Below are 21,200 nucleotides of genomic sequence, written 5' to 3' on the forward strand. Positions count from 1 at the left end.
GAGGGTAAAGTCGAAGCACGGTCGGCGCGACGAGCGCCGACCGCGGAACTCAGAGAGGAGCTCGCAGATGACGCACCGTGACGTGGTCCTGGTGGGGGTGGACGGTTCCTCGCCGAGCCTGCACGCGCTCGACTGGGCCGCTGCCCAGGCGCTCCGCCTCGGATGGCCGCTGCACGTGGTCTGCGCCTACTCTCTTCCGTCCTTCACCGCCGCGAGCCTCGACGGCGGCTACGCCGCTCTCGACGACACGGCGATCCTCGACGGCGCCAAGGCCGTTCTCGAAGAGGCCAAGGCGCGCGCCGAGGCAACCGGCGTCGAGGTACGGGCATCCGTGACGACCGGCGACCCCGCTGGCGTCCTCGTCGACCTGTCCCGCGAGCACCGCCTCGTCGTCGTCGGTACCCGCGGGCACGGAGGCTTCGCCGGCCGCCTGCTCGGCACCGTCTCCTCCGCGCTGCCCGCCCACAGTCACTGCCCGACCGTGGTCGTGCCCTACCTGGGTGAGGACGGCGAGCGCACCGCGATCTCCTCCGTCGCGTCCAACGCGGGCCTCGAGCCGGTCGACCAGCGCCCGCTGTTCCCCATCCGTCGCATCGTCGTCGGCATGGACGGGTCACCGACCGCCGAGGGCGCCATCCGTGCAGCCCTGCGCCAGCAGAAGATCTGGGACTGCGAGCTCGTCGCCGTCGCCGGTGTCCCCGTGGGTGCGGGAGCGGGCATGCTCGCCTGGCTCCCGGCCGCTGTCGACCACGAGGCCGTCCTCGCGGACGTCGCCGAGGGCCTCAACGTCATCGTCGACCGTGTCCTGCAGGACTTCCCGGGGCAGAAGGTCCGCCGGATCGTCCTCGACGGCACGGGCGCCGAGCTGCTCACCGAGTTCTCGACCGCGGCCGACCTCGTCGTCGTCGGCTCACGCGGTCGCGGGGGCTTCGCGGGCCTGCTCCTCGGTTCGACGTCGCAGGCGGTGCTGCACCACGCCAAGTGCCCGGTCATGGTCGTCACCAAGAAGTCGAACGACGCCGTCCCGTCGTCCCAGAGCGCCGGCTCGCCCGGCTGACGGGCGCTAGCACCCCTCAGCGTGCGCGGCCTCGTCAAGCAGGAGAGGGGCGAGCCCATGCTGGGGGCACCTCGGTCCACGTGCCCTCGTCAGGCAGGGGAGAGGCGCGCCCCGCATGGCACGACGCTCGGCGCGAGCGCGCCGTGGCCCCGATAAGTCGCTGCTCAGCCGCGCAGGACGAGCGTGCAGCACTTGGCCCCGCCACCACCGAGCAGCAGCTCGGGGAGGTCGACCGGGACGGGCGTGTAGCCGCGCTCCTCGAGCGCGCCGGCGAGGCGCGGCGCGCGCGCCGACATGACGATGTGCTCGCCGTCGCTCACCGCGTTGAGACCGAGCACCGCCGCGTCCTCCTCCGTCGCGAGCAGCGCGTCGGGGAAGAGGTCCCGCAGGCGCTCCTGCGACGGGCCGCTGAATGCGCCCGGCAGGTAGGCGACGTCGACCTCCGGGCCCCCGTCGAGCCCCTTGAGCACCATGAGCGCGGTGTCGAGGTGGTAGAAGCGCGGGTCGACGAGCTCGAGCGTCACAGCCTCGCGCCCGAGGACGGCGCTCGCCTCGGCGTGCGCCTCGCGCGACGTGCGCAGGCCGGTCCCGGCGAGCAGCAGGTCACCCACGAGGAGGAGGTCGCCCTCGCCCTCGTTCGTCTCGGCGGCCTCGTGCGGGTGGAAGCCGAGCTCGGCCAGGCGCGCGAGGTACGCGGGCCCCTCGGCCGCGCGCTCGACGTGCGAGAACTTGGCCTCGTACGCGACGCCGTCGACGACCGTCGCGCCGTTGGCGGCGTAGACCATGTCCGGCAGCCCGGGGAGCGGGTCGATCAGCTCGACCGTGTGCCCGAGGTCCCTGTGGACGTCGCGCAGCCGCTCCCACTCGGCGACGGCCTTCGCCTGGTCCACCGGCACGGAGGTGTCCATCCACGGGTTGATCTCGTACGACACGGTGAAGTAGGTCGGCGGGCACATGAGATAGCGGGCCACCGTCACGCTCCCTCGACCTGGCGCGACGCGTCCGCCGGAGGCGCCGGCTCGACGACGCGCGCCGGCTCTCCGACGCGCAGGGGCGGTGGGCCGAACGCCCCTGCCGCCTGTCGGACGACACCCTTGGCGAGCGCACGGCCGCCGATCGCCCCGACCGCGGCGCCGACGCCGAACGGCACGAGCCGCCCGAGCGCGAGGCCCGACTGCTTCGCGAGGTAGCGCTTGAGGAAGCGTCCCGTGAGCACCTTGTTGACGCGCTTGATCGTGTTCGACGGCGCGGCCGCGACCAGGACGCGACCCCACGCGACCGGGCTGATGCCCGCGGACGTGAGCGCCTTGGTGCCGTCCTCGCCGAGGACCGTCGCCAGGACGAGCGCCCGTCGCCGCTCGACGTCGTCGACCGCGATGCCGTGCACGTCCGCGACCGCGAGCGTGTACGCGGCCGACGCCGCGAAGAAGGCCGCGAGGTCGCTGACCGTGAGCGCGGCAGCGGTTGCGGTGCCGACCGCCGGGACGGCGGCCGCCGCGCCGACGGCTGCCCCGGTCGAGGTGACGACGCGGAGGAGCTCCTTCTCGAGGAGCGCGAGGATCTGCTCGGCGTTCGCCTCGGGGTTGCGTGCCGTCAGCCGGTCGACGTGCGCGCGGATCACGGGCGACGGGACCCGGATCGCCTTGTCGAGAGCGGCCTCGAGCGCGGTGCGGTCGTCGGGGCCCGTCCCGGAGATCTGCGCGGCGGGGGCCATCGTCAGATGCCGTCCTCGGACGTGTGGGCGACCGTCTCGCCCGAGGCCTCGTCGATGACGCTCAGGGTGACGGTCGCGCCGGACTTGATCGTGCGGCCGACCGTGCAGCTCGCGTCGATCGCACGGCTGACGACGGTCAGCAGGCGGTCGCGGGCGTCGGGCTCGAGGGCGGAGAGGTCCACCTCGAGCTTCTCGACGAGCTCGGTGTAGCGCTCCTCCTCGACGTTCTTCACGGACGTGACGTCGATGCGTGCCTTGTAGTCCGGGCCGAGGCGTCGCGCGAACGAGACGTCGGAGGACAGGCCCGTGCAGCCGACGAGCGCGAGCTTGAGGAGCTCGCCCGGGGTGAAGCGGCCGTCATGCTCCGTCGAGCCGATCGCGACGCGGGCACCGCGGCCGTTGAAGCCGGCGTACTGGCGGGGGCCGACGCGCTCGATCCAGACGGCGTCGGGGGCGACGGCAGGGACGGATTCCTCGGCGAGGGCGGCAGCGAGAGCGGGGTCGATGGTCATGGGCTCAGTTTTCCACGGCCCTGCGACGTGCACCGATCGGCTGGCCTGTGCTCCCGACAGGAGAGACCGGGCGTCAGTCGTCGAGCGCGGCGAGCCAGGTGGCGAGGATGCGTTCGAGGTCGTCGGCGTCCTTCGACGGCAGGGCCGCCAGGAGGCGCGCCTCGTTGGCGAGGTGCTCGGTGAAGGCCGCGTCGATGAGGGCGCGGCCCTCAGGGGTGAGCGCGACGACGCGGCTGCGGCCGTCGCCGTCGGCTGGCCTGCGGGTGACGAGGCCTGCGGCAGCCAGCCGGTCGACGCGCTTCGTCATCGCACCGGTCGTGACCATCGTGTGCGCGCTCAGCTCGCCTGGGGTGCGTTCGAAGGGGGCGCCCGTGCGACGCAGGGTGGCGAGCACGTCGAACTCACCCTCGGTGAGTCCGTGGCGGCGGTACACGACCTCGAGGTGCTCGGTGAGGGCGTTGGCGAGCCGGTGGAGGCGGCCGAAGACGCCCTGGGGGCGCGGGTCGAGGTCGGGGCGCTCGCGGCGCCACTCGTCCTGGATGCGGGATACGTGGTCAGACACATGGACAGAATACCTTCCGAGGAAGCAAACTATCTTCCATGGAAGATAACCGTCGATGGATCGCCGTGACCGCGATCGCGCCCGTCCTCTGGGGCAGCACGTACTACCTCACCCACGCCGTCCTGCCCGACGGCGCACCGCTCTGGGGAGCGATCCTGCGCGGGCTCCCCGGCGGTCTCCTGCTCGTCGCCCTGCGCCGGAGTCTGCCGCGCGGCTCCTGGTGGTGGCGCGCCCCTGTGCTCGGCGCCCTCACGACCGGGCCGTTCTTCGTGCTCGTCTACGTCGCGGCGCAAGCGCTGCCCACAGGCGTCGCCTCGATGATCATGTCGCTCTCGCCCGTCGCGATGATGGCGCTCGGCTGGGGGCTCCTCGGCGAGCGCCCCGGCGCCGTCGCCGCGCTCGGCGCTGCCGTCGGGATCGGCGGAGCTGTGCTCATCCTCGCCGGCGGAGGAGGGGCGATCGACCCGTGGGGCGTCCTGGCGTCCATCGCGGGGCTCGTCATGTCGTCCGTCGGCTTCGTGCTCGCGCGCCGCTGGCGCACGGGCGTCGACCCGGTCGCCCTCACCTCGTGGCAGCTCGTCTCGAGCTCGCTCGTGCTCGTGCCCGTCGCGCTCCTCGTCGAGGGGGCGCCGCCCCGGCTCGACGGCGGTCAGGTCGTCGCGTTCGTCTACATGAGCGTCGTCGCGACCGGACTCGCGTACGTCGCGTGGAACCTGGGACTCGCGCACCTGCCCGCCGGGACGGTCGGCGTCGTCGGCCTGCTCAACCCGGTCACGGGCGTGCTGCTCGGCACCCTCGTCGGAGGGGAGTCGCTCACGATCCTCCAGGGCGTCGGCGTCGTCGCCGTGCTCGGGGGGATCGGTCTCGCGCAGGTGCGCGGAGCCGGACGGCGGGCCGAGGCCCGTGCGGTGCGCCTGGGCAGACTCGAACTGCCGACACCCGCTTTAGGAGAGCGGTGCTCTATCCACTGAGCTACAGACGCAATCCCGACCGTCGCGGTCGGGCGTGACGAGCCTACTCGGTCGACCCTCGTGCCCCCGAATCCGCGCCCGTTTTCGGCGGGAGTTCACGACAGGATCGAAGGTCCCGTCGGAAACGACGGCGCGTCATCTCGACCGGTGTGACGCACCCGCGTGCCAGGCGTCTCAGGGCGACGACACCGGGAAGAACTCGCCGCTCGCAGCGCGTTGACACCGGGTGGACGAGCGTGCAAGATCATCCATGACGGCGCGCATCGCCTGCCCCCTGCGCGGTGCGCGCTGTCCCTCATTCTCGGCCCTCGAGCCGTGACTCCCACCCTCCGAACGGCCGTGGAAGTCCCTTGTCTCGGGCCTCGCAGACAGCCCTGCGGCGCGTCACCCCCACTCTCACCCCGCTGCCGGTTAGCGTTTCCAACGTGAATGTCATGGCCAGCAACCAGCGTCCCGAGGGGGAGCAGCCCGTCGGCGCCCCGAGCGCGCCCACGATCGTCGCTGCGCCCACGACCTCCCAGATCGTCGCGCGGTCCGTCAGCGGGTGGCGCACCGCGCTCGCCGCCCGCGCGGGCGGGTCCTCGCTCGCCGACATCCGCCTGCTCGGCGACGCCGTCCTCGACCTCACCGCCGCGCACCCGTCGGGCATCGCCCAGCTCTTCGCCGGGCGGCCGACCCAGCTCGCCAACATCTTCCGCGAGGGCGTCTCCCTGCCCACCGCGCGCCGCCGGGCACGGGCTGTCGCCGCACGCGCCAAGGAGCAGACCGAGCGCTACGGCATCGCGCCCACCTACCTCGCGATCGGGATCGCGACGTGGACCGAGGAGGTCGGCGACGAGTCGGCCGACGACGTCGCGGCCCTCGCCCGCATCGCCGGCGCCGCCCCCGATCCCGCCGGCTCGACCGACGACGAGCCGCGCGAGACGCGCCGCACCGTCCGCGCCCCCGTCCTGCTGCGCCCGCTGCGCCTCCAGGCGCGCGGCTCGGGCGAGTCCGACTACGAGCTCATGCTCGAGACGTCCGCCGAGCTCAACCCCGTCCTGTCCCGCGCACTGCGCGCGCGCGGCGCGCTCCTCGACCCGGTCGCGCTCGCGCAGTCCGCGTTCGACTCCGGCGCGTTCGCGCCGAGCATCGTCACCGACCGCGTCCACGCGCTCGGCTCGGCCGTGCTCACGGACTTCACGCTCACCGAGAAGCTCGTCGTCGGCTCGTTCGTCCACCCGGGCCAGGCGCTCGTCGACGACCTCGACGAGCTCTCAGGCCTTGACCACCACGAGGTCGTCGCGGCGCTCGCGACCCTCGCCTACGAGGACGAGCACCTCCAGGCGCACGCACCCGCCACGACGCCGACGCGCACGTCTGCGCTGCCCGCCGGCGCCGTCGCCGCGGACGCGCAGGACGACGACGCGACCACCGTCGACGAGGCGCCTCTCGCCGACCCGACGGACGACGTCGCGGCCGCGGTCGCGCGCGCCTTCGTCCCGCAGACCCTGCCCGAGGTGCGTCAGGGCGACGAGGACCCGGCCGACGAGCGCGGCGTCGGTGACCTCGACCCCGCGCAGCGCCACCTGCTCGACGCCGTCACGAGCGGCCGCCACGTCTTCGTCGACGCGCCCGCCGGCGCAGACGTGCCCGGGACCGTCGCCGCCGTCGTCGCGGACGCCGCCGCCTCCGGCCGCTCCGTCCTCTACGTGCCGGGCCACCGCCGCGCTGCCGAGCAGGTCGTCGCCCGCATGGAGAGCCTCGGTCTGTCCGACCTCCTCATGGACATCGAGCCGTCGCCCACCTGGCGCGCGGGCGTCTCCCGCCGCCTGCTCGCCGCGATGACGCTCGAGCCGCCGTACATCGACCGGCACGCGCTCGGCCGCCTGCGCGCCGACCTGATCGACACCCGCCGCCGCCTCGCCGGCTACATCGAGTCGCTGCACCTCGTGCGGCGTCCGTGGGGCGTCTCGGCGTACGACGTCCTCCAGGCGCTCGCCCGACTGACCGCCGCGCGCCCGTCGCCGTCGACCCACGTGCGCCTGTCGCCCGCGACGACCGCCGCGCTGACCGACGACGTGCGCCAGGACGCGATCGACACGCTCATCCGCGTCTCCGAGCTCGGCGCCTTCACGATCCGCCCGACGTCGACCCCCTGGTACGGCGCGGACCTCGTCGACGACGAGGCCGCCCGCGACGCGTACGCGCGCGCCGACCGCCTCGCGAACGACCTGCTCCCGCGCCTCGACGCGCAGATCGAGCAGGTCCGCGCGTCGTCCGGGCTCGTCGAGCCGACGTCGCTGCGCGCCTGGGGGGAGCAGCTCGCGATGATCGCGGGCCTGCGCACGACGCTCGACGTCTTCCAGCCGATCATCTTCGAGCGGACCGCTGCCGACCTCGTCGCGGCGACCGCGACGCCCAAGTGGCGCGCGATGAACGCCCCCGAGATGACCGGCCGCCAGCGCCGCCGTCTCGCCAAGCAGGCGAAGGACATGCTTCGCCCGGGCACCCGGGTCGACGACCTGCACGGGGCGCTCGTCCAGGTCCAGGCCCAGCGCGAGCAGTGGACGGCTATGTGCCCGGGTGGCGGCTGGCCGCGCCTGCCCGAGGGGCTCGCCGTGATCGAGGCGACCTACCGGGAGGTCCTCGAGGACGTCGAGGCGCTCGAGCCTGTCCTCGCGTCGACGCCTGCGGGCGGTGGCCTCCTCGACATGCCGATCGCCGCGCTCGTCGAGCGCACGGAGCGCCTCGCAGCAGACCGCGCGGCGCTCGACACGCTTCCCGAGCGCACGGCGCTCCTGCGCGACCTGCGCGCCGCGGGCCTGTCCGCGCTCGTCGACGACCTGCGCGACCGCCACGTCTCGACGGGCCTCGTCGGCCCCGAGCTCGAGCTCGCCTGGTGGTCCTCGGTCTTCGAGGAGATCCTGCGCCAGGACGTCGCGCTCGCGGCGTACGACGGCGCGGCGCTCGAGGCGCTCGCCGCTCGCTTCCGCGAGCTCGACCGCGCGCACGTCGCCGCGCTGCCCGGCCCCGTCCTGACCGCTGCGATCGGCGAGGCGACCCTCGCGATGCGCAAGCACCCCGAGGACACCGAGGAGCTCTTCGCCGAGCTGCTCGAGGGCCGCTTCACGGGTCTGCGCGACACGACCTCCCGCTACGGCCACCTGCTGCGCTCGCTGCGCCCCGTCACGGTCGCGTCGCCGACGCTCGTGCCGCACATCCTGCCGCCGACCAGGACGGTCGACCTCGTCATCCTCGACGCGGTCCAGCACCTCCCCGCCGAGCTGCTCGTCCCCGCGATCGCGCGCGCACGCCAGGTCGTCGTCATCGGCGACGCCCGTTCCGCGTCCGGCGCGGCGGTCCGCGACCTCGCACGCGTCCTGCCGACCGTGCCCCTGCGCGCGCAGGTCTCGTCGCGGGACCAGGAGCTCGTCGAGTTCCTCACGAAGCACGGCTACGGCGACGTGCTGCGGCCGACCCCGCTGCCCGTCTCGCGGGATCTCATCGACTTCCAGACGGTCGACGCGTCCGGCATGCCCGACGCGACGACCGGCACGGTGCAGACGACGCAGGGCGAGGTCGAGCGGGTCGTCGAGCTCGCGATCGAGCACGCGCTCGTCCGCCCCGAGGAGTCGCTCGCGATCATCACGCTGAGCGAGCTGCACGCAGACCGCGTCCGCGAGGCGCTCCTCGGCGAGGTGCGCCGCAACCCGGCGCTGTCCTCGTTCTTCGACCCGGCCGCGCACGAGCCGGTCGTGATCGCGGACCTCTCCGCGGTCGCTGGCCTCTCGCGCGACGCCGTCATCATGTCGGTCGGCTTCGGTCGCACGCCGCACGGCCGCGTCCTGCACCGCTTCGGTGCCGTGTCCGAGCCTGCAGGCGAGGCGATGCTGCTCGACGCGCTCGGCGTCTCGCGCGCGCGCCTGACCGTCGTCTCGTGCTTCGGCTACGAGGACCTCGACCCGGAGCGTCTGCGCACCCCCGGTGCGCGCCTGCTGGGCGACCTCCTCGAGTTCGTCGAGCGCCGCGCTGCCCAGGGCCCGCGCTCGATGCTCGCGGACGGCATGGAGACGGACCTCAACCCGGACCGTCTCGTGATCGACCTCGCCGAGCGCCTGTGGCGTGCCGGCCTCATGGTCGAGACGGACTTCGGCATGCGCGGCGGGGAGCGGATCCCGCTCGTCGTCGGGCACCCCGACCTCCCGGACCGCATGCTCGTCGCCGTCCTGACCGACGACGCCGCGTACGTCGCGGAGCCGTCCGTGCGCGTGCGTGACCGCCAGCGGGCCGAGCGCCTCGAGGCGCTCGGGTGGACGGTCGTCCAGGTGTGGTCGGCTGCAGCCTTCCTGGACCCTGTCAAGGAGGCGAGCCGCATCCGGCAGGTCGTGCTCGACGTGGCCGCGAGCATGTTCGAGCAGCCGATGTTCGGCGGCCGCGAGGCCGCGAACGTCCCCGTGACGCTGCCGGCGGTCGTCGACCCGATCGAGCTCGAGAGGCCGGTCGAGCCGGTCGCTGGCGAGGCGTCGGGCGACGTCGTCGTCGAGGACGCTCCGTGCGTCGCAGACGTGGCCGTCGGCGCGGCTCCTGTGGACGACGTGGCCGCGCCTGCCGTCGCCGAGCCCGTGGTCGCGCCGCGCGACGACGCACCCGAGCAGCCCGTCCGGCCGGTCGACGGCGTCGTGACGCCGTCGTTCGCAGCCGCGATCTCGGGGGAGACGCCCCGCGCGAACCCGTACGCACCCGGATGGGGCGCGCCCGCCTGGGCGCCCGTCTCGGGTGAGACGGCGGCGGACGTGTCGAGCGTCGCTTCCGCGCACGAGACCGGCGTCGCGCAGTCGACGCTGTCCTCCGGCTCAGCGCGCTCGAGCGTGTCCGGCGTGAGCGCCGCGACCGCGGCCTCGGCCGCCTCGACGGCCGAGGAGGCGCACGTCGCGCCCGCTGCGGCGGCCGACGTCGTGTCACCCGGCTCGGCGTCCGAAGTCGTCGAGGGCGCGCGCCACACCGGGCCCGAGTCCGTCATGCAGGGCGGCTTCGCGATGGTGGGCGGGGTGCAGGTCGACCTCGTCACCGCCGCCTCCGACACGACCGTCGAGTCCGTGCGTGCTCCGCGCCCCGACGTCCAGCCCGGCCTGCCGATCAACGCCTACGGCGACAACGAGATCGACGAGCTCGCCGCGTGGATCCGCTCGGACGGCATCGAGCGCGACGCCGAGCAGCTCGCGGGTGCGCTGCGCGCGGAGCTCGGGGTCGTGCGTCGGTCGAACCGTGTGGACGCGGCCGTCAACGCGGCTGTGCGCCGCGCGCTCGAGGGCTGAGCGCGGGCCCGGACCCTGTCTCGGCGGCCGTCCAGCCGCCGGCACCGGCTGCCCGGGCGCAGGCGGGAAGGGCATCGCCCGCCTGGGATGATGGTGGCGTGAGCCAGCACGATCCCCGCCCCGACCAGCCCGCGCCCGACCAGCCCGACGTTCCTGCGGCCGCCGAGGCCGCAGCCGGGGCGCCGCAGGGCGGAGCGACGGTGACGGACGCCGGTGCGGCGGCTCCCCGCCGCAAGCACCGGCGTGTCGTGCGCCGCGGCACCGAGACGGCGGAGGTGTCGGGGATCAGCGCTGACGAGCGGGGCGAGGGGTGGTCCGAGGGGCCTGCCCGTGAGAACGACGACGCGCACCTCCTGCGCGACCTGCCACCCCACTGGGGCGGCGCAGGCTACCGCGACTGACGGGAAGGCAGCAGACGGAGACGAGGAGAGAGCCGGTCCCACGGGACCGGCTCTCTCCTCGTCTGTGCTGTGCTGCGGTGCGGGGAGGACGTCAGAGCGTCGGGGTCGTCCCCGGGGCTTCGCTCGTGGCGCCGCCGTTCTGCTGCTTGAGCAGGTCGCGGATCTCCTGGAGCAGCAGGATCTCCTCGGACGGGGCTGCGGGCTCCGAGACCTCACCACGCTTGCGGGCCTGCGCGAGCTTGTTGATCGGCAGGATGATCACGAAGTAGATGACGGCCGCGACGATGAGAAAGTTGATCACCGCGTTCAGCACGAGGCCGGGCCGGAACACCGAGTCGTTGATCGTGAATGCACCGACCGACGACAGGTCCGGAGCCGCGAAGAACGCCGCGATGAGCGGGTTGATCACACCCTCCTGGATCTTCGCGACGATGTCCGAGAACGCGGTGCCGACGATCACGGCGACTGCCAGCTCGATCACGTTGCCGCGGAGGATGAACTCCTTGAAGCCGTTCAAGGTCTCCTTCATGCGTCGTCTCCCTCGGGGACTTGTCCGTATGTGGCGCGCCCTCGTGGACGCCGTCTCGTCAGCATCATTGCACGATGACCGCGCCGACGTAGCCCGAGAGCGAGGCGTCCACGAGTGCGAGACCCTCGTCAGGCCGCACCGCGACGAGGACGGTCGTCCGCGCGCTGCTCGCAGCAGGGGAGCCACCCAGGAGGCCGCCGTCTGAGGCGGTCTCCTGGTCGTCGCGCGACGGCAGCACGAGCGCGCCACGCGCGACGACACGGGTCTCATCGTCGCCGTCCGTGCTGCGGCCGCGCACGAGGTTGACCCGGTCGCCTGGCTTGAGCGCGGCTGCGACGGCCGGGTCGGTCAGCGTGACCGGGACGACGACGTCCCCGTCGCGCGCGAGCCCTTGGGCGGGGGAGCTCGCGAGCATCGAGGGGCACAGGAGCGTCCCGGCGGGCAGCGCGACGACGAGGGTCTCGTCCTCGATCTCGCCGGGCGTCGTCACGGCGCAGGCCGGCCCGAGGTGCGTCGGCAGCCGGGCGATCGTCAGCGCGAGCGGCTCGCCCGGCGCGGTGTCCCGGGCGAGGGCGACCACCGGGCGGGTGGGCGCGTGCGGGGTGCGCACGGCCGCGACGACCGCGACCGTCGTCGCGGCGAGCGCGAGGCACGTCGCGACGACGCGCCAGCGCCAGAGGTGGGTGCGCAGGCGTTGTCTGCGGCGGGCGGCCGCGGCGCGGTCAGAGTGCGCGCGGCCGGGGTGTGCGGTTCTGTCGGATCCGGGCGTCGGGAGCGGAGGCATGCCGGGACGCTAGGTCTGCCACGCTGCGGCCGACCCGCCGACAGGAGGACATGCGGAGGGGGCTCTCCGACGGTCGCCCTGTGGGCAGCCGCCGGCGCCCGCCGGTCAGGACGCCGCGGGCGCCGAGGACGAACCGCCGGACGACTTCGACGGGGACGCGGGGACCGAGCTCTTCGAGCCCGAGCGCGAGTCGGTGCGGTAGAAGCCTGACCCCTTGAAGGTCACGCCGACCGTGCTGAAGATCTTGCGCAGGCGACCCGAGCACTCCGGGCACACCGTCAGGGCGTCGTCGCTGAACGACTGCTGGATGTCGAAGCTGTGACCGCACGCGGTGCAGGTGTACGCGTAGGTGGGCACTGGCGGAACTCCTCAAGGACGGCGACGTGACGTGCTCCGAGCGGGATGTGGGCGAGTACCGTCCGGCGCGGCGCCGACCGGTCGGCCGCCCTTGGCACTCCAGCTCTCCGAGTGCTGATTCTAACGCGCTGTGCCCGCGCCCGGTCTGACGGCTTCCTCACACCTCGTCCAGCCTCTCGGGCTAGGCTCGGCCTGTGCCTCGTCGTGCCCGCCTCCTTCGTCGTTCCCTCATCGTCGTCTCCGCGCTCGTCGTGATCGTCCTGGTCGCCGCGAGCGTGATCGTCGTCGGCGCGGTGCGCCGACCCTTCCCGTCCGCGTCGGGAGAGGTGCCGATCGCCGGGCTCCAGGCGGAGGTGACCGTCGAGCGAGGGCCGCAGGGCGTCCCGCAGATCACCGCGACGTCGAGCGCCGACCTCTTCCGCGCGCAGGGCTACGTCCACGCGCAGGACCGCTTCTTCGAGATGGACTACCGCCGCCACGTGACTGCGGGCCGCCTCGCCGAGCTCGTCGGGGACAACCCCGACGCGATCGCCGCCGACCGTGTCGTGCGCACGTTCGGGTGGCGCCGGGTCGCCGAGCAGGAGTGGGCGCTCCTCGACGAGGCGACGCGCGCCAACCTCACCGCCTACGCGGCGGGCGTGAACGACTACCTCGCCGGGCGCGGCACGTCGTCGATCGCGGTCGAGTACACGGTCCTCGGCATGCAGGTGAAAGTCACGGCTCCCGAGCCGTGGGACCCGATCGACTCGGTCGCGTGGCTCAAGGCGATGGCGTGGGACCTGCGCGGCAACTACGACGACGAGCTCGACCGCGCGGCGACGTACGGGATCGTCGGCGACGTCGAGCAGGTCGAGCAGCTCTTCCCGCGCTACGCGCGCACCGGCAACGCCCCGATCCTCGACCGCAAGGAGCTCACCGAGCAGCGCAAGGCCCGCGCGGCGGGCGAGGGGGAGGCCAGCGGCAGCACGGGCGCGCGCACGACCGCCGACGCGCAGGACGACGTGCCGTGGGGCGACGCGTCTCTGCAGGACGCCGTCGAGACGGCCGCGGCCGCGCTCGCGGCCGTCCCGCAGACCGTCGCGCGCGGCGAGGGCACGGGCTCGAACTCGTGGGTCGTCTCGGGCGACCTCACGGCGACCGGCAAGCCTCTCCTCGCGAACGACCCCCACCTCGGCCTCGCTGCGCCGAGCATCTGGCACCAGGTGGGCCTGCGCTGCGCTCCCGTGTCCGACGCATGCCCGTACGACGTCTCCGGCTTCTCCTTCGCAGGCTTCCCCGGCGTGATCATCGGGCACAACGCGTCCCTCGCGTGGGGCCTGACAAACCTCGGCGCCGACGTCACCGACTTCTTCATCGAGGCGATCAAGGACGACACGTACCTGCGCGACGGCGAGTGGGAACCGCTCACCCTGCGCGAGGAGACCATCAAGGTCAACGGCGGGGACGACGTCGTCATCACCGTCCGCGGCACGGTGCACGGCCCGGTCGTCTCGGGCGAGCTGGGCGACGTGGTCGGCGCGCTGCGCACCCCCACGGGCACCGCGCCGGGCACGGGGCAGACGTACGGCGTCGCGCTCTCGTGGACTGCGCTCACCCCCGGCCGGACCGCTGACGCGGTGTTCGCGCTCAACCGCGCCGAGACCGCCGCGGACGTCGCCGCGGCTGCCGCGCTCTTCGCGGTGCCCTCGCAGAACATCGTCTTCGCGACGACCGACGGTCACATCGGCTACCAGGCCCCTGGCCTGATCCCCGTTCGCGCGAACGTCCCCGGGACGTCCGCGTCCGACGGCACCTGGCCGCGACCGGGCTGGGACTCGCGCTACGACTGGACCGGGTTCGTCGACGCCGAGGACATGCCCGCCGTCCTCGACCCTGCCGAGGGGTTCATCGTCGCGGCGAACCAGGCAGTCACCGAACGCGGTGTCGAGCCGTACCTCACCTCCGACTGGGACTACGGCTACCGGTCAGAGCGGATCCGCGCGCTCATCAAGGGCCAGGTCGAGTCCGGGTCGCCCGTCACGGTGGACGCGATGGCGGCGCTCCAGTCCGACGTGTGGAGCCCGTACGCGCACCTGCTGGTGCCAGCGCTGCTCGACGTCGAGCTCGAGCCTGGCTTCCTCTCCGAGGGGCAGGACCTCCTGCGGGACTGGGACTACGAGATGGACGCCGACTCCGCCGGCGCCGCCTACTTCGCGGCCGTGTGGTCGCACCTCCTCGAGAAGACCTTCGGAGACGACCTGCCCGCGTCGATGCAGTCGTCCGGCGGCAGCCGGTGGCTCGCCGTCGTCGACGAGCTCATGGCGGACCCGACGTCGAAGTGGTGGGACGACCGCCGGACGGTCAACGTCGTCGAGACGCGCGACGAGATCCTCAAGGAGGCTCTCGAGGGCGCCCGCCTCGAGCTGACGACGACGCTCGGCAAGAACCCGTCCGAGTGGCAGTGGGGGCGTCTGCACCAGCTCCGCCTCGCGCACCCGGTGCTCGGCGGCGACAGCGTGCCCGCTCCCGTGCGCATGCTCGTCAACCCCGGTGCTGAGCAGCTTTCGGGCGGCTCGTCGATCGTCAACGCGACGTCGTGGGACGCCTCCGCGCGGCACGAGGTCACCGGGGCGCGAGACTTCTCGGTGACGGCGGGTCCGTCGATGCGCATGGTCGTCGACCTCGCCGACCTCGACGCGTCACGCTGGGTCGTCGTCACCGGCGTCTCGGGTCACCCGGGGCACACGCACTACGCCGACCAGCTCGGCGCGTGGGTGCGCGGGGAGACGTTCGCGTGGCCGTTCTCCCCGGAGGCGACGACGGCCGCGGCGCGGGCGACGCTCGTGCTCGAGCCGACCGAGTAGCCGCCGCCGGCGCCTCGGCTCGACCGAGTGCCGCCGCGGGCGGCTCGGGCCGTCAGACCTGCGACGTCGCGGGGATCGACATCCAGCCCGACGGAGTCACGACCGCGTCGACCGGCACGTCGTGAGGCTCGTGGGGGATGGGGCGCTGCGCGGCGTCGTAGATCTCTTCCGGGAAGACCATCGCGACGACGGGCGCCTCCGGGCGCTTGTGGCTCAGCGCGCGGTCATACCAGCCGCCGCCCTGACCGAGGCGCATACCCGTCGTGTCGACGGCGAGCGCGGGCGCGATCACGACGTCGGCCTCCTCGAGCGCCTCCGGGCCGTGCGCCTCCGTACCGGGCTCCGGCGGACGGCCGGGGGCGCGCTCCTGCAGGTCGTCGGTACCCGCGTAGGGCGCCCAGCCCCGCTCGAGGCCCGCACCGAGGACGGGCAGCAGGATGCGCACGCCGCGCTCTGCGAGCCGCTCGATGAGCGGCAGCGTCCCGGGCTCGTGCGGGCGCGACACGTACGCCGCGACGCACCTCGCGCTCGCGAGCTGCTCGCTCGAGACGAGGACGTCGGCGAACGCCTCAGCCGCCTCCTGACGGAGCCTCGCCGACCGCTGCTGGCGGTTCGCACGGACAGCAGCCCTGAGCACGTTCTTCGCATCCTCGATCTCGAGAGCCGCGTGGATCGGGTAGGGCTGTGTCGCTCCGTTCATGGGCCCAGTGTCTCAAAGTTCTGTGCGCCGCCCGTCATCTGCGCAGACGCGGGACCGCGGCTACGCTCTCGTCATGGCGATCACCAAGGCAGTCATCCCCGCAGCAGGACTCGGCACCCGCTTCCTCCCGGCGACCAAGAGCACGCCGAAGGAGATGCTCCCCATCGTGGACAAGCCGGCGATCCAGTACGTCGTCGAGGAGGCCGTCGCGGCTGGCCTCGAGGACGTCCTGTTCATCACCGGTCGCTCCAAGCGCAGCCTCGAGGACCACTTCGACGGCGTCCCCGAGCTCGAGGCGAACCTCGAGGCCAAGGGCGACGAAGACCGTCTCGAGGCAGTCAAGGAGTCGACGAATCTCGCCGACATCCACTTCGTCCGTCAGGGCGAGCCGCTCGGCCTCGGCCACGCGGTCCTGCGCGCCAAGCACCACGTCGGCAACGAGCCGTTCGCGGTGCTCCTCGGTGACGACCTCATCGACGCGCGCGACCCGATCCTTCCCGTGATGACCGCGGTCGCCGAGCGCACGGGGGGTTCCGTCGTCGCGCTCCTCGAGGTCGACCCGGCGCAGATCTCGCTCTACGGCTGCGCAGCCGTCTCTCCGGTCGCCGAGGTCGGCGACGGGCTCGAGGTCGAGGCCTCCGACGTCGTCCGGATCGACGCTCTCGTCGAGAAGCCCGCGGCCGAGGACGCGCCGAGCAACCTCGCGATCATCGGCCGCTACGTCCTGAGCCCTGCCGTCTTCGAGGTGCTCGAGCGCACGAAGCCCGGCCGCGGCGGCGAGATCCAGCTGACCGACGCTCTCGCGGAGCTCGCGAGCACGCCCGCCGAGCAGGGCGGCGGCGTGTACGGCGTCGTCTTCCGGGGCCGGCGCTACGATACGGGCGACCGCCTCGACTACCTCAAGGCCGTGGTTCAGCTCGCGTGCGACCGTGAGGACCTGGGCGGTGACTTCCGTGACTGGCTCGAGGGCTATGTGAGGACGCTGCAGCCGTGATGCGATCGTGAGACCGGTCCAGACCCACCTCTCCGAGGCGCTCGCTGCGCTGCGCCCGGTCCCGCCGCTCGACGTCGTGCTCGCTGATGCAGCGGGCTGCATCCTCGCCGAGGACGTCCTCGCCCCTGCGGACGTACCAGCGCGCGATGTCGCGCTCCACGACGGCTACGCGGTGCGGCACGACGACGTCTACGGGGCCGCGGACGGCGGAGCGGTCACGCTCCCCGTCGTCCAGGACGTGTGGTCCGGTGCGGTCGAACCCGTGCGCCTCGTGCCCGGGCAGGCGATCCGTGTGAGCACGGGTGTGCCCGTGCCGCTCGGCGCGGACACGGTCCTCCCGCTCGAGGTGACGGACCGCGGCACGGCCACCGTGCGCGTGCTGCGCCCGACGCCTGCGGGCGCGGGCGTGCGCCACGCGGCGGCCGACGTCGTGGCGGGCCAGGTCGCGATCGGGGCGGGCGTGCGGCTCGGCGCCCGCCAGATCTCGCTCGCGGCGGCCCTCGGCCGCCAGCGGCTGCGCGTGCACCCGCGGCCGCGAGTCGTCATCCTCCCCGTCGGCTCCGAGCTGATCGAGCCGGGCCGCCGGGGTGACGGCGTCTACAACGCCAACGGCCAGGCGCTCGCGATCGCCGTCCAGGACGCGGGTGCCGTCGCGATCCCCGTCGCCGCGGTCTCGGACGACCGCGCGACGCTGCGCGAGATGATCGAGGACCAGCTCGTGCGCGCGGACCTGCTCATCACGACGGGCGGTCTGTCCGAGGGCACGCACGACACGCTCAAGGACGTGCTCGGTCCCCTCGGTACGGTGCGGTTCGACCACGTCGCCGTCAGCCCCGGCCGGCACCAGGGCTTCGGGATGCTCGGCGAGGGGGACGACCAGGTCCCGATCTTCGCGCTGCCCGGCCAGCCGGTCGCGGCGCAGATCTCCTACGAGGTGTTCGTGCGGCCCGCCCTGCGCGCGATGGCCGGGAAGGCCGACCTGTTCCGCCCGTCGGTCGCTGCGTACGCCGACGTCGCGTGGAGCAGCCCGGCGGACGTGCGCCAGTTCGTGCCCGCGCACCTCGTCGGCAGCCCCGACGAGGGCTACCGCGTCACCCCGGTCGGTGACCCGGCGACGATCGACCAGCTCTCTCTGTCGGCCCTGTCCGACGCGAACGCGCTCGCGGTGGTCCCGGAGCAGCAGACGTTCGTCCAGCTCGGCGAGCGCGTGAACTGCCTGGTCCTCGAGGGATGACCGTCGGCTGGCCCGTGGTCCTGCGGGACGACACCCCGGCGGGCAGCGTCGTCCTGCGCCCGCTGCGCCGTGCCGACGCGCAACGCTGGACCGAGCTGCGGGTGCGCAACGCCGCGTGGCTCACGCCGTGGGACGCGACCACACCGGAGGGGCACTCGTCGCCGCCTGGGACGTTCGCGTCGTACGTGTCCGCGCTGCGCCGCCTGGCCCGCTCGGGCACGACCCTGCCGTTCGGCCTGGAGCTCGACGGCGAGCTCGTCGGGCAGCTCACGGTCTCGTCGATCACCTACGGGTCGCTGTGCTCGGCGAGCATCGGCTACTGGATCGCGCAGGAGGCTGCGGGCCGCGGTGCCGTGCCGACCGCCGTCGCCCTCGCCGTCGACCACTGCTTCTCCGCGCTGCAGCTGCACAGGATCGAGATCAACATCCGTCCCGAGAACGCGCCGAGCCTGCGCGTCGTCGAGAAGCTCGGCTTCCGGGACGAGGGCGTGCGCGAGCGGTACCTCCACATCCAGGGGCGGTGGTGCGACCACCGCACGTTCGCGCTCACCTCCGAGGAAGTTCCGGGTGGCCTCCTCGCCCGGTGGCAGGCCGCCCGCGAGGGGCGTTAATCACAACCGTGTAAGACACGCCGTGCCGCGTGCACGGCCACCCGAGCGCGCTCGCATACCGTCAGAACGGTGGAACCAATTCCAGGCGGGGCCGGGATCCTGGCCCTGGTCGGGTTGTGGGTCGCCTACCTGCTCCCGCAGCGGACGCGTCATCGCGACCAGCTGCTCGAGGCCAGGTCCGACGACCGCTTCTCGGGCTCGATGCGGATCCTCGCGGTCGCACGACCGGCTCGCGCCCTCGGGGACGAGAACCGGGAGTGCCGGCCGGGACAGACGAAGCACGACCAGCTGCTCACGGGTTCGATGCCCACGGTCAGCGCAGGACAGATCACCGGACGCGCGAAGGGAGCGCAGGACATGGACCGACCCACCACGGGTGCGCAGCGCACGGTGTCGCCTGCCGGGCGTACCCGACCTGTGTCCGCGCGACCCATGACGCCTCGCAGCAGCGACGCCGCCCGCGAGGCCGCAGCGCAGCGCGCCCGCCGTGCCGCGATCGCCGAGCAGCGAGCTGCCGCAGCGAAGCGCCGGCTCGCCCTGACCCTCACGCTCCTGTCCGCGTCGGCGATCGCCTGGACGGCGGTCTCCGCGTTCACGATCCCCGTCGTGATCCCGTCCGTGCTGACCGCGATGCTCGCGGGCGTGCTCGTGCTCGGTCGCCGCGCGGTCGTCGCCGGTCGCCGCGCGGACGCTGCCGCGGCCGCGCAGGCCCGCTCCGGTGCCGCACCCGCGAAGACGCGTCCGTCGGTCACCGGACGAGCGGTCCACGCGAGCGACGTGAGCACCCAGATGATCTCCTCGGACGCGGTGCGCGCGGTCGTCGCGCAGAGCTTTGAGGAAGCGCAGAGCTCCGAGGAAGCGCAGAGCACCGAGAAGGCCGTGACCGTCGAGTCGACGGCGTCCGAGCCGGTGGCGTCCGGGGCAGAGGTTGCGGTCTCGGAGGCCGAGGAGTCGGCTCCCGCGGCGAAGGCCACCGAGGCCACGCCGGCCCCTGCGACCGTGGTCGAGGAGGGCGGCGAGCTCGCTGGCTTCTCGCTCCCGCGCCCCACCTACACGATGAAGGCCGCAGCCCCGCGCCGCGAGCCTGCCCCGCTCGACGACGCCGACGTGACGACGCCCAGCAACGCGTCCGAGCGTGCGAGCAGCGCGAGCGCCTCGAGCGCGGAGGAGTCGGAGGCCGTCTCGACCGAGGGTCTCGGTCTCGACCTCGACGCGATCCTCGCCCGGAGGCGCGCCTCCGGCGAGTGACTCGCGGCTGTCTCGGCCGCCCCGGCGGGGAGGCTCTGACAGCGCGACACGGATGTGCAAACCACGCGGTGCAGGTGCTAACCTAGGTATCGCTTCACGGGGCTATGGCGCAGTTGGTAGCGCGCTTCGTTCGCATCGAAGAGGTCAGGAGTTCGAATCTCCTTAGCTCCACCGGAAGCCCAGAGGGACCGTCTCACCGAGACGGTCCCTCTGGCGTTTCACCAGCCTTTCGGCGCGCCGTGCCAGGTCAGAGGCGGTGCGCCCGCGCGACCGCCGCGTTGCGGACCTCGCCCGCGTGCGTCGTCAGACCCGCCTGCAGGCCCGCGAGCAGCGCTGCGCGGCGCGGGTGCACGTCCCACGTAGGGCCGGTGCTCTCGGCGATCGCGGCCCCGACGTTCGCGAGCTCGTGGAGGTAGGGCAGCGTCGCGTTCGTGAGCGCCCGCGTCGACGTCACCGGAACCGCGCCCGGCATGTTGGTGACCGCGTAGACGGTCGTCCCGTGGACACGGTAGGTCGGCGACTCGTGGGTCGTCGGACGCGAGACCTCCGAGCAGCCGCCCTGGTCGATCGCGACGTCGACGAGCACCGAGCCCGGGCGCATGCGCGCCACCAGGTCCTCCGAGACGAGGTGCGGCGCACGCGCGCCGGGCACGAGGACCGCCCCGATCACGAGGTCGGCGTCGAGGAGGAGCGGCTCGATCTCCCACGGGTTCGACATCGCTGTGCGCACCTGGCCCGAGTGCTCGGCGTCGATCGCGCGAAGCACGGCGGGGGACACGTCGACGACGCACACGTCGGCGCGCATGCCCGCCGCGACCTGCGTCGCGTTGCGTCCGACGGTGCCGCCGCCGAGCACGACGACCTTGGCGGGCGGGGTGCCCGGCACGCCTCCCATGAGCGTGCCGCGTCCGCGCGGCCGCATGAGCTCGACGGCACCGACCTGGGCGGCGATGCGTCCCGCGACCTCGCTCATCGGGGCGAGCAGCGGCAGCGAGCCGTCCGGCGCCGAGACCGTCTCGTAGGCGACCGCGGTGACGCCGTTGTCGATCAGGGCGCGCGTCCCCGCGAGGTCCGCGGCGGAGTGCAGGTACGTGAACAGGAGCAGGCCGTCACGCATGAGCGGGTACTCCTGGGGCAGCGGTTCCTTGACCTTGCAGATCATGTCGGCCTGCTCCCAGACCGCGGCGGCGTCGTCGACGACGGTCGCGCCTGCGGCGCGGTACTCGTCGTCGGAGAGCGCTGAGCCGGCACCGGCGCCGGACTGGACCACCACCTGGTGGCCGGCGCCCGTGAGCGAGTGGACGCCAGCCGGCGTCACGGCGACGCGGTACTCGTGGACCTTGATCTCGGTCGGGACTCCGATGCGCACGTCTGGCCTCCGCTGCA

At 73.4% G+C, this 21,200-nt stretch carries 17 protein-coding genes, 2 tRNA genes and 1 pseudogene; 10 read left to right on the forward strand and 10 right to left on the reverse strand.

All coding sequences use genetic code 11. The features are described 5' to 3' along the window. The first annotated feature begins 67 nt into the window (after window positions 1–67). Window positions 68–1,057: a universal stress protein gene (locus ATL41_RS10985; protein ID WP_098458508.1), complete on the forward strand. Its 990-nt coding sequence runs from the start codon at window positions 68–70 to the stop codon at window positions 1,055–1,057. 164 nt (window positions 1,058–1,221) lie between these two features. Here ATL41_RS10985 and ddaH read toward each other — a convergent pair whose 3' ends face one another. The 4 genes from ddaH to ATL41_RS11005 form a co-directional block, all read right to left on the reverse strand. Beyond that, window positions 1,222–2,028, reverse strand: coding sequence for a dimethylargininase (gene ddaH, locus ATL41_RS10990; RefSeq protein WP_425432672.1), 807 nt, complete (start codon window positions 2,026–2,028; stop codon window positions 1,222–1,224). 2 nt (window positions 2,029–2,030) lie between these two features. Beyond that, window positions 2,031–2,771, reverse strand: coding sequence for a hypothetical protein (locus tag ATL41_RS10995; protein ID WP_098458509.1), 741 nt, complete (start codon window positions 2,769–2,771; stop codon window positions 2,031–2,033). Window positions 2,772–2,773: 2 nt separating this feature from the next. Continuing rightward, window positions 2,774–3,283, reverse strand: coding sequence for an OsmC family protein (locus tag ATL41_RS11000; RefSeq protein WP_098458510.1), 510 nt, complete (start codon window positions 3,281–3,283; stop codon window positions 2,774–2,776). Between the two features lie 73 nt (window positions 3,284–3,356). Next, window positions 3,357–3,845 carry a MarR family winged helix-turn-helix transcriptional regulator gene (locus tag ATL41_RS11005; protein WP_098458511.1) on the reverse strand — a complete coding sequence of 163 codons (489 nt, stop codon included), beginning with the start codon at window positions 3,843–3,845 and terminating at the stop codon, window positions 3,357–3,359. A 38-nt stretch (window positions 3,846–3,883) separates the two neighbouring features. On the opposite strand from ATL41_RS11005, the pseudogene ATL41_RS11010 reads away from it, so the two are divergent. After that, window positions 3,884–4,699: pseudogene (locus ATL41_RS11010) on the forward strand (EamA family transporter); the annotation flags it as partial. Window positions 4,700–4,754: 55 nt separating this feature from the next. Here the strand turns inward: ATL41_RS11010 and ATL41_RS11015 are convergent. Continuing rightward, window positions 4,755–4,827, reverse strand: a tRNA-Arg gene (locus tag ATL41_RS11015). Between the two features lie 423 nt (window positions 4,828–5,250). On the opposite strand from ATL41_RS11015, the gene ATL41_RS13205 reads away from it, so the two are divergent. Beyond that, the gene (locus ATL41_RS13205) at window positions 5,251–10,113 is read left to right on the forward strand and encodes a hypothetical protein (RefSeq protein WP_098458512.1); all 4,863 of its coding nucleotides are present in this window, start codon (window positions 5,251–5,253) and stop codon (window positions 10,111–10,113) included. Window positions 10,114–10,211: 98 nt separating this feature from the next. Further along, window positions 10,212–10,514 (forward strand): hypothetical protein, encoded by a 303-nt coding sequence (locus ATL41_RS11025; protein WP_098458513.1) that lies wholly within the window; start codon window positions 10,212–10,214, stop codon window positions 10,512–10,514. Between the two features lie 91 nt (window positions 10,515–10,605). On the opposite strand, the gene mscL is transcribed toward ATL41_RS11025, so the two are convergent. From mscL to ATL41_RS11040, 3 genes are all read right to left on the reverse strand, one after another. Further along, window positions 10,606–11,043 (reverse strand): large conductance mechanosensitive channel protein MscL, encoded by a 438-nt coding sequence (gene mscL / locus ATL41_RS11030; protein WP_098458514.1) that lies wholly within the window; start codon window positions 11,041–11,043, stop codon window positions 10,606–10,608. 64 nt (window positions 11,044–11,107) lie between these two features. Continuing rightward, on the reverse strand, window positions 11,108–11,827 hold the full coding sequence (locus tag ATL41_RS11035) for a CpaB family protein (RefSeq protein WP_098458515.1): 720 nt from the start codon (window positions 11,825–11,827) through the stop codon (window positions 11,108–11,110). 105 nt (window positions 11,828–11,932) lie between these two features. Then, window positions 11,933–12,184, reverse strand: coding sequence for an FmdB family zinc ribbon protein (locus ATL41_RS11040; protein WP_098458516.1), 252 nt, complete (start codon window positions 12,182–12,184; stop codon window positions 11,933–11,935). Window positions 12,185–12,378: 194 nt separating this feature from the next. Between ATL41_RS11040 and ATL41_RS11045 the strand changes: the two genes are divergently transcribed. After that, window positions 12,379–15,027, forward strand: a complete 2,649-nt coding sequence (locus ATL41_RS11045) for a penicillin acylase family protein (protein WP_098458517.1) — start codon at window positions 12,379–12,381, stop codon at window positions 15,025–15,027. Between the two features lie 52 nt (window positions 15,028–15,079). Here the strand turns inward: ATL41_RS11045 and ATL41_RS11050 are convergent, their stop codons facing one another. Further along, on the reverse strand, window positions 15,080–15,727 hold the full coding sequence (locus ATL41_RS11050) for a 5-formyltetrahydrofolate cyclo-ligase (RefSeq protein ID WP_098458518.1): 648 nt from the start codon (window positions 15,725–15,727) through the stop codon (window positions 15,080–15,082). 73 nt (window positions 15,728–15,800) lie between these two features. Between ATL41_RS11050 and galU the strand changes: the two genes are divergently transcribed. From galU to ATL41_RS11075, 5 genes are all read left to right on the forward strand, one after another. Next, window positions 15,801–16,721: a UTP--glucose-1-phosphate uridylyltransferase GalU gene (gene galU, locus ATL41_RS11055; RefSeq protein WP_098458519.1), complete on the forward strand. Its 921-nt coding sequence runs from the start codon at window positions 15,801–15,803 to the stop codon at window positions 16,719–16,721. 7 nt (window positions 16,722–16,728) lie between these two features. Continuing rightward, window positions 16,729–17,955, forward strand: a complete 1,227-nt coding sequence (locus ATL41_RS11060) for a molybdopterin molybdotransferase MoeA (RefSeq protein WP_098458520.1) — start codon at window positions 16,729–16,731, stop codon at window positions 17,953–17,955. Continuing rightward, window positions 17,952–18,566 (forward strand): GNAT family N-acetyltransferase, encoded by a 615-nt coding sequence (locus ATL41_RS11065; RefSeq protein ID WP_098458521.1) that lies wholly within the window; start codon window positions 17,952–17,954, stop codon window positions 18,564–18,566. The genes ATL41_RS11060 and ATL41_RS11065 overlap by 4 nt, the downstream gene beginning before the upstream one ends. Before the next feature lie 69 nt (window positions 18,567–18,635). Beyond that, window positions 18,636–19,814 (forward strand): hypothetical protein, encoded by a 1,179-nt coding sequence (locus tag ATL41_RS11070; protein WP_143556614.1) that lies wholly within the window; start codon window positions 18,636–18,638, stop codon window positions 19,812–19,814. A 98-nt stretch (window positions 19,815–19,912) separates the two neighbouring features. Continuing rightward, a tRNA-Ala gene (locus ATL41_RS11075) sits at window positions 19,913–19,985 on the forward strand. Between the two features lie 76 nt (window positions 19,986–20,061). Here the strand turns inward: ATL41_RS11075 and ald are convergent. Then, the gene (gene ald / locus ATL41_RS11080) at window positions 20,062–21,183 is read right to left on the reverse strand and encodes an alanine dehydrogenase (RefSeq protein WP_098458523.1); all 1,122 of its coding nucleotides are present in this window, start codon (window positions 21,181–21,183) and stop codon (window positions 20,062–20,064) included. Between the last annotated feature and the right edge of the window lie 17 nt (window positions 21,184–21,200).

It is taken from the genome of Flavimobilis soli (assembly GCF_002564025.1).
In the GTDB taxonomy this organism is placed as follows: Bacteria; Actinomycetota; Actinomycetes; order Actinomycetales; family Cellulomonadaceae; genus Flavimobilis; species Flavimobilis soli.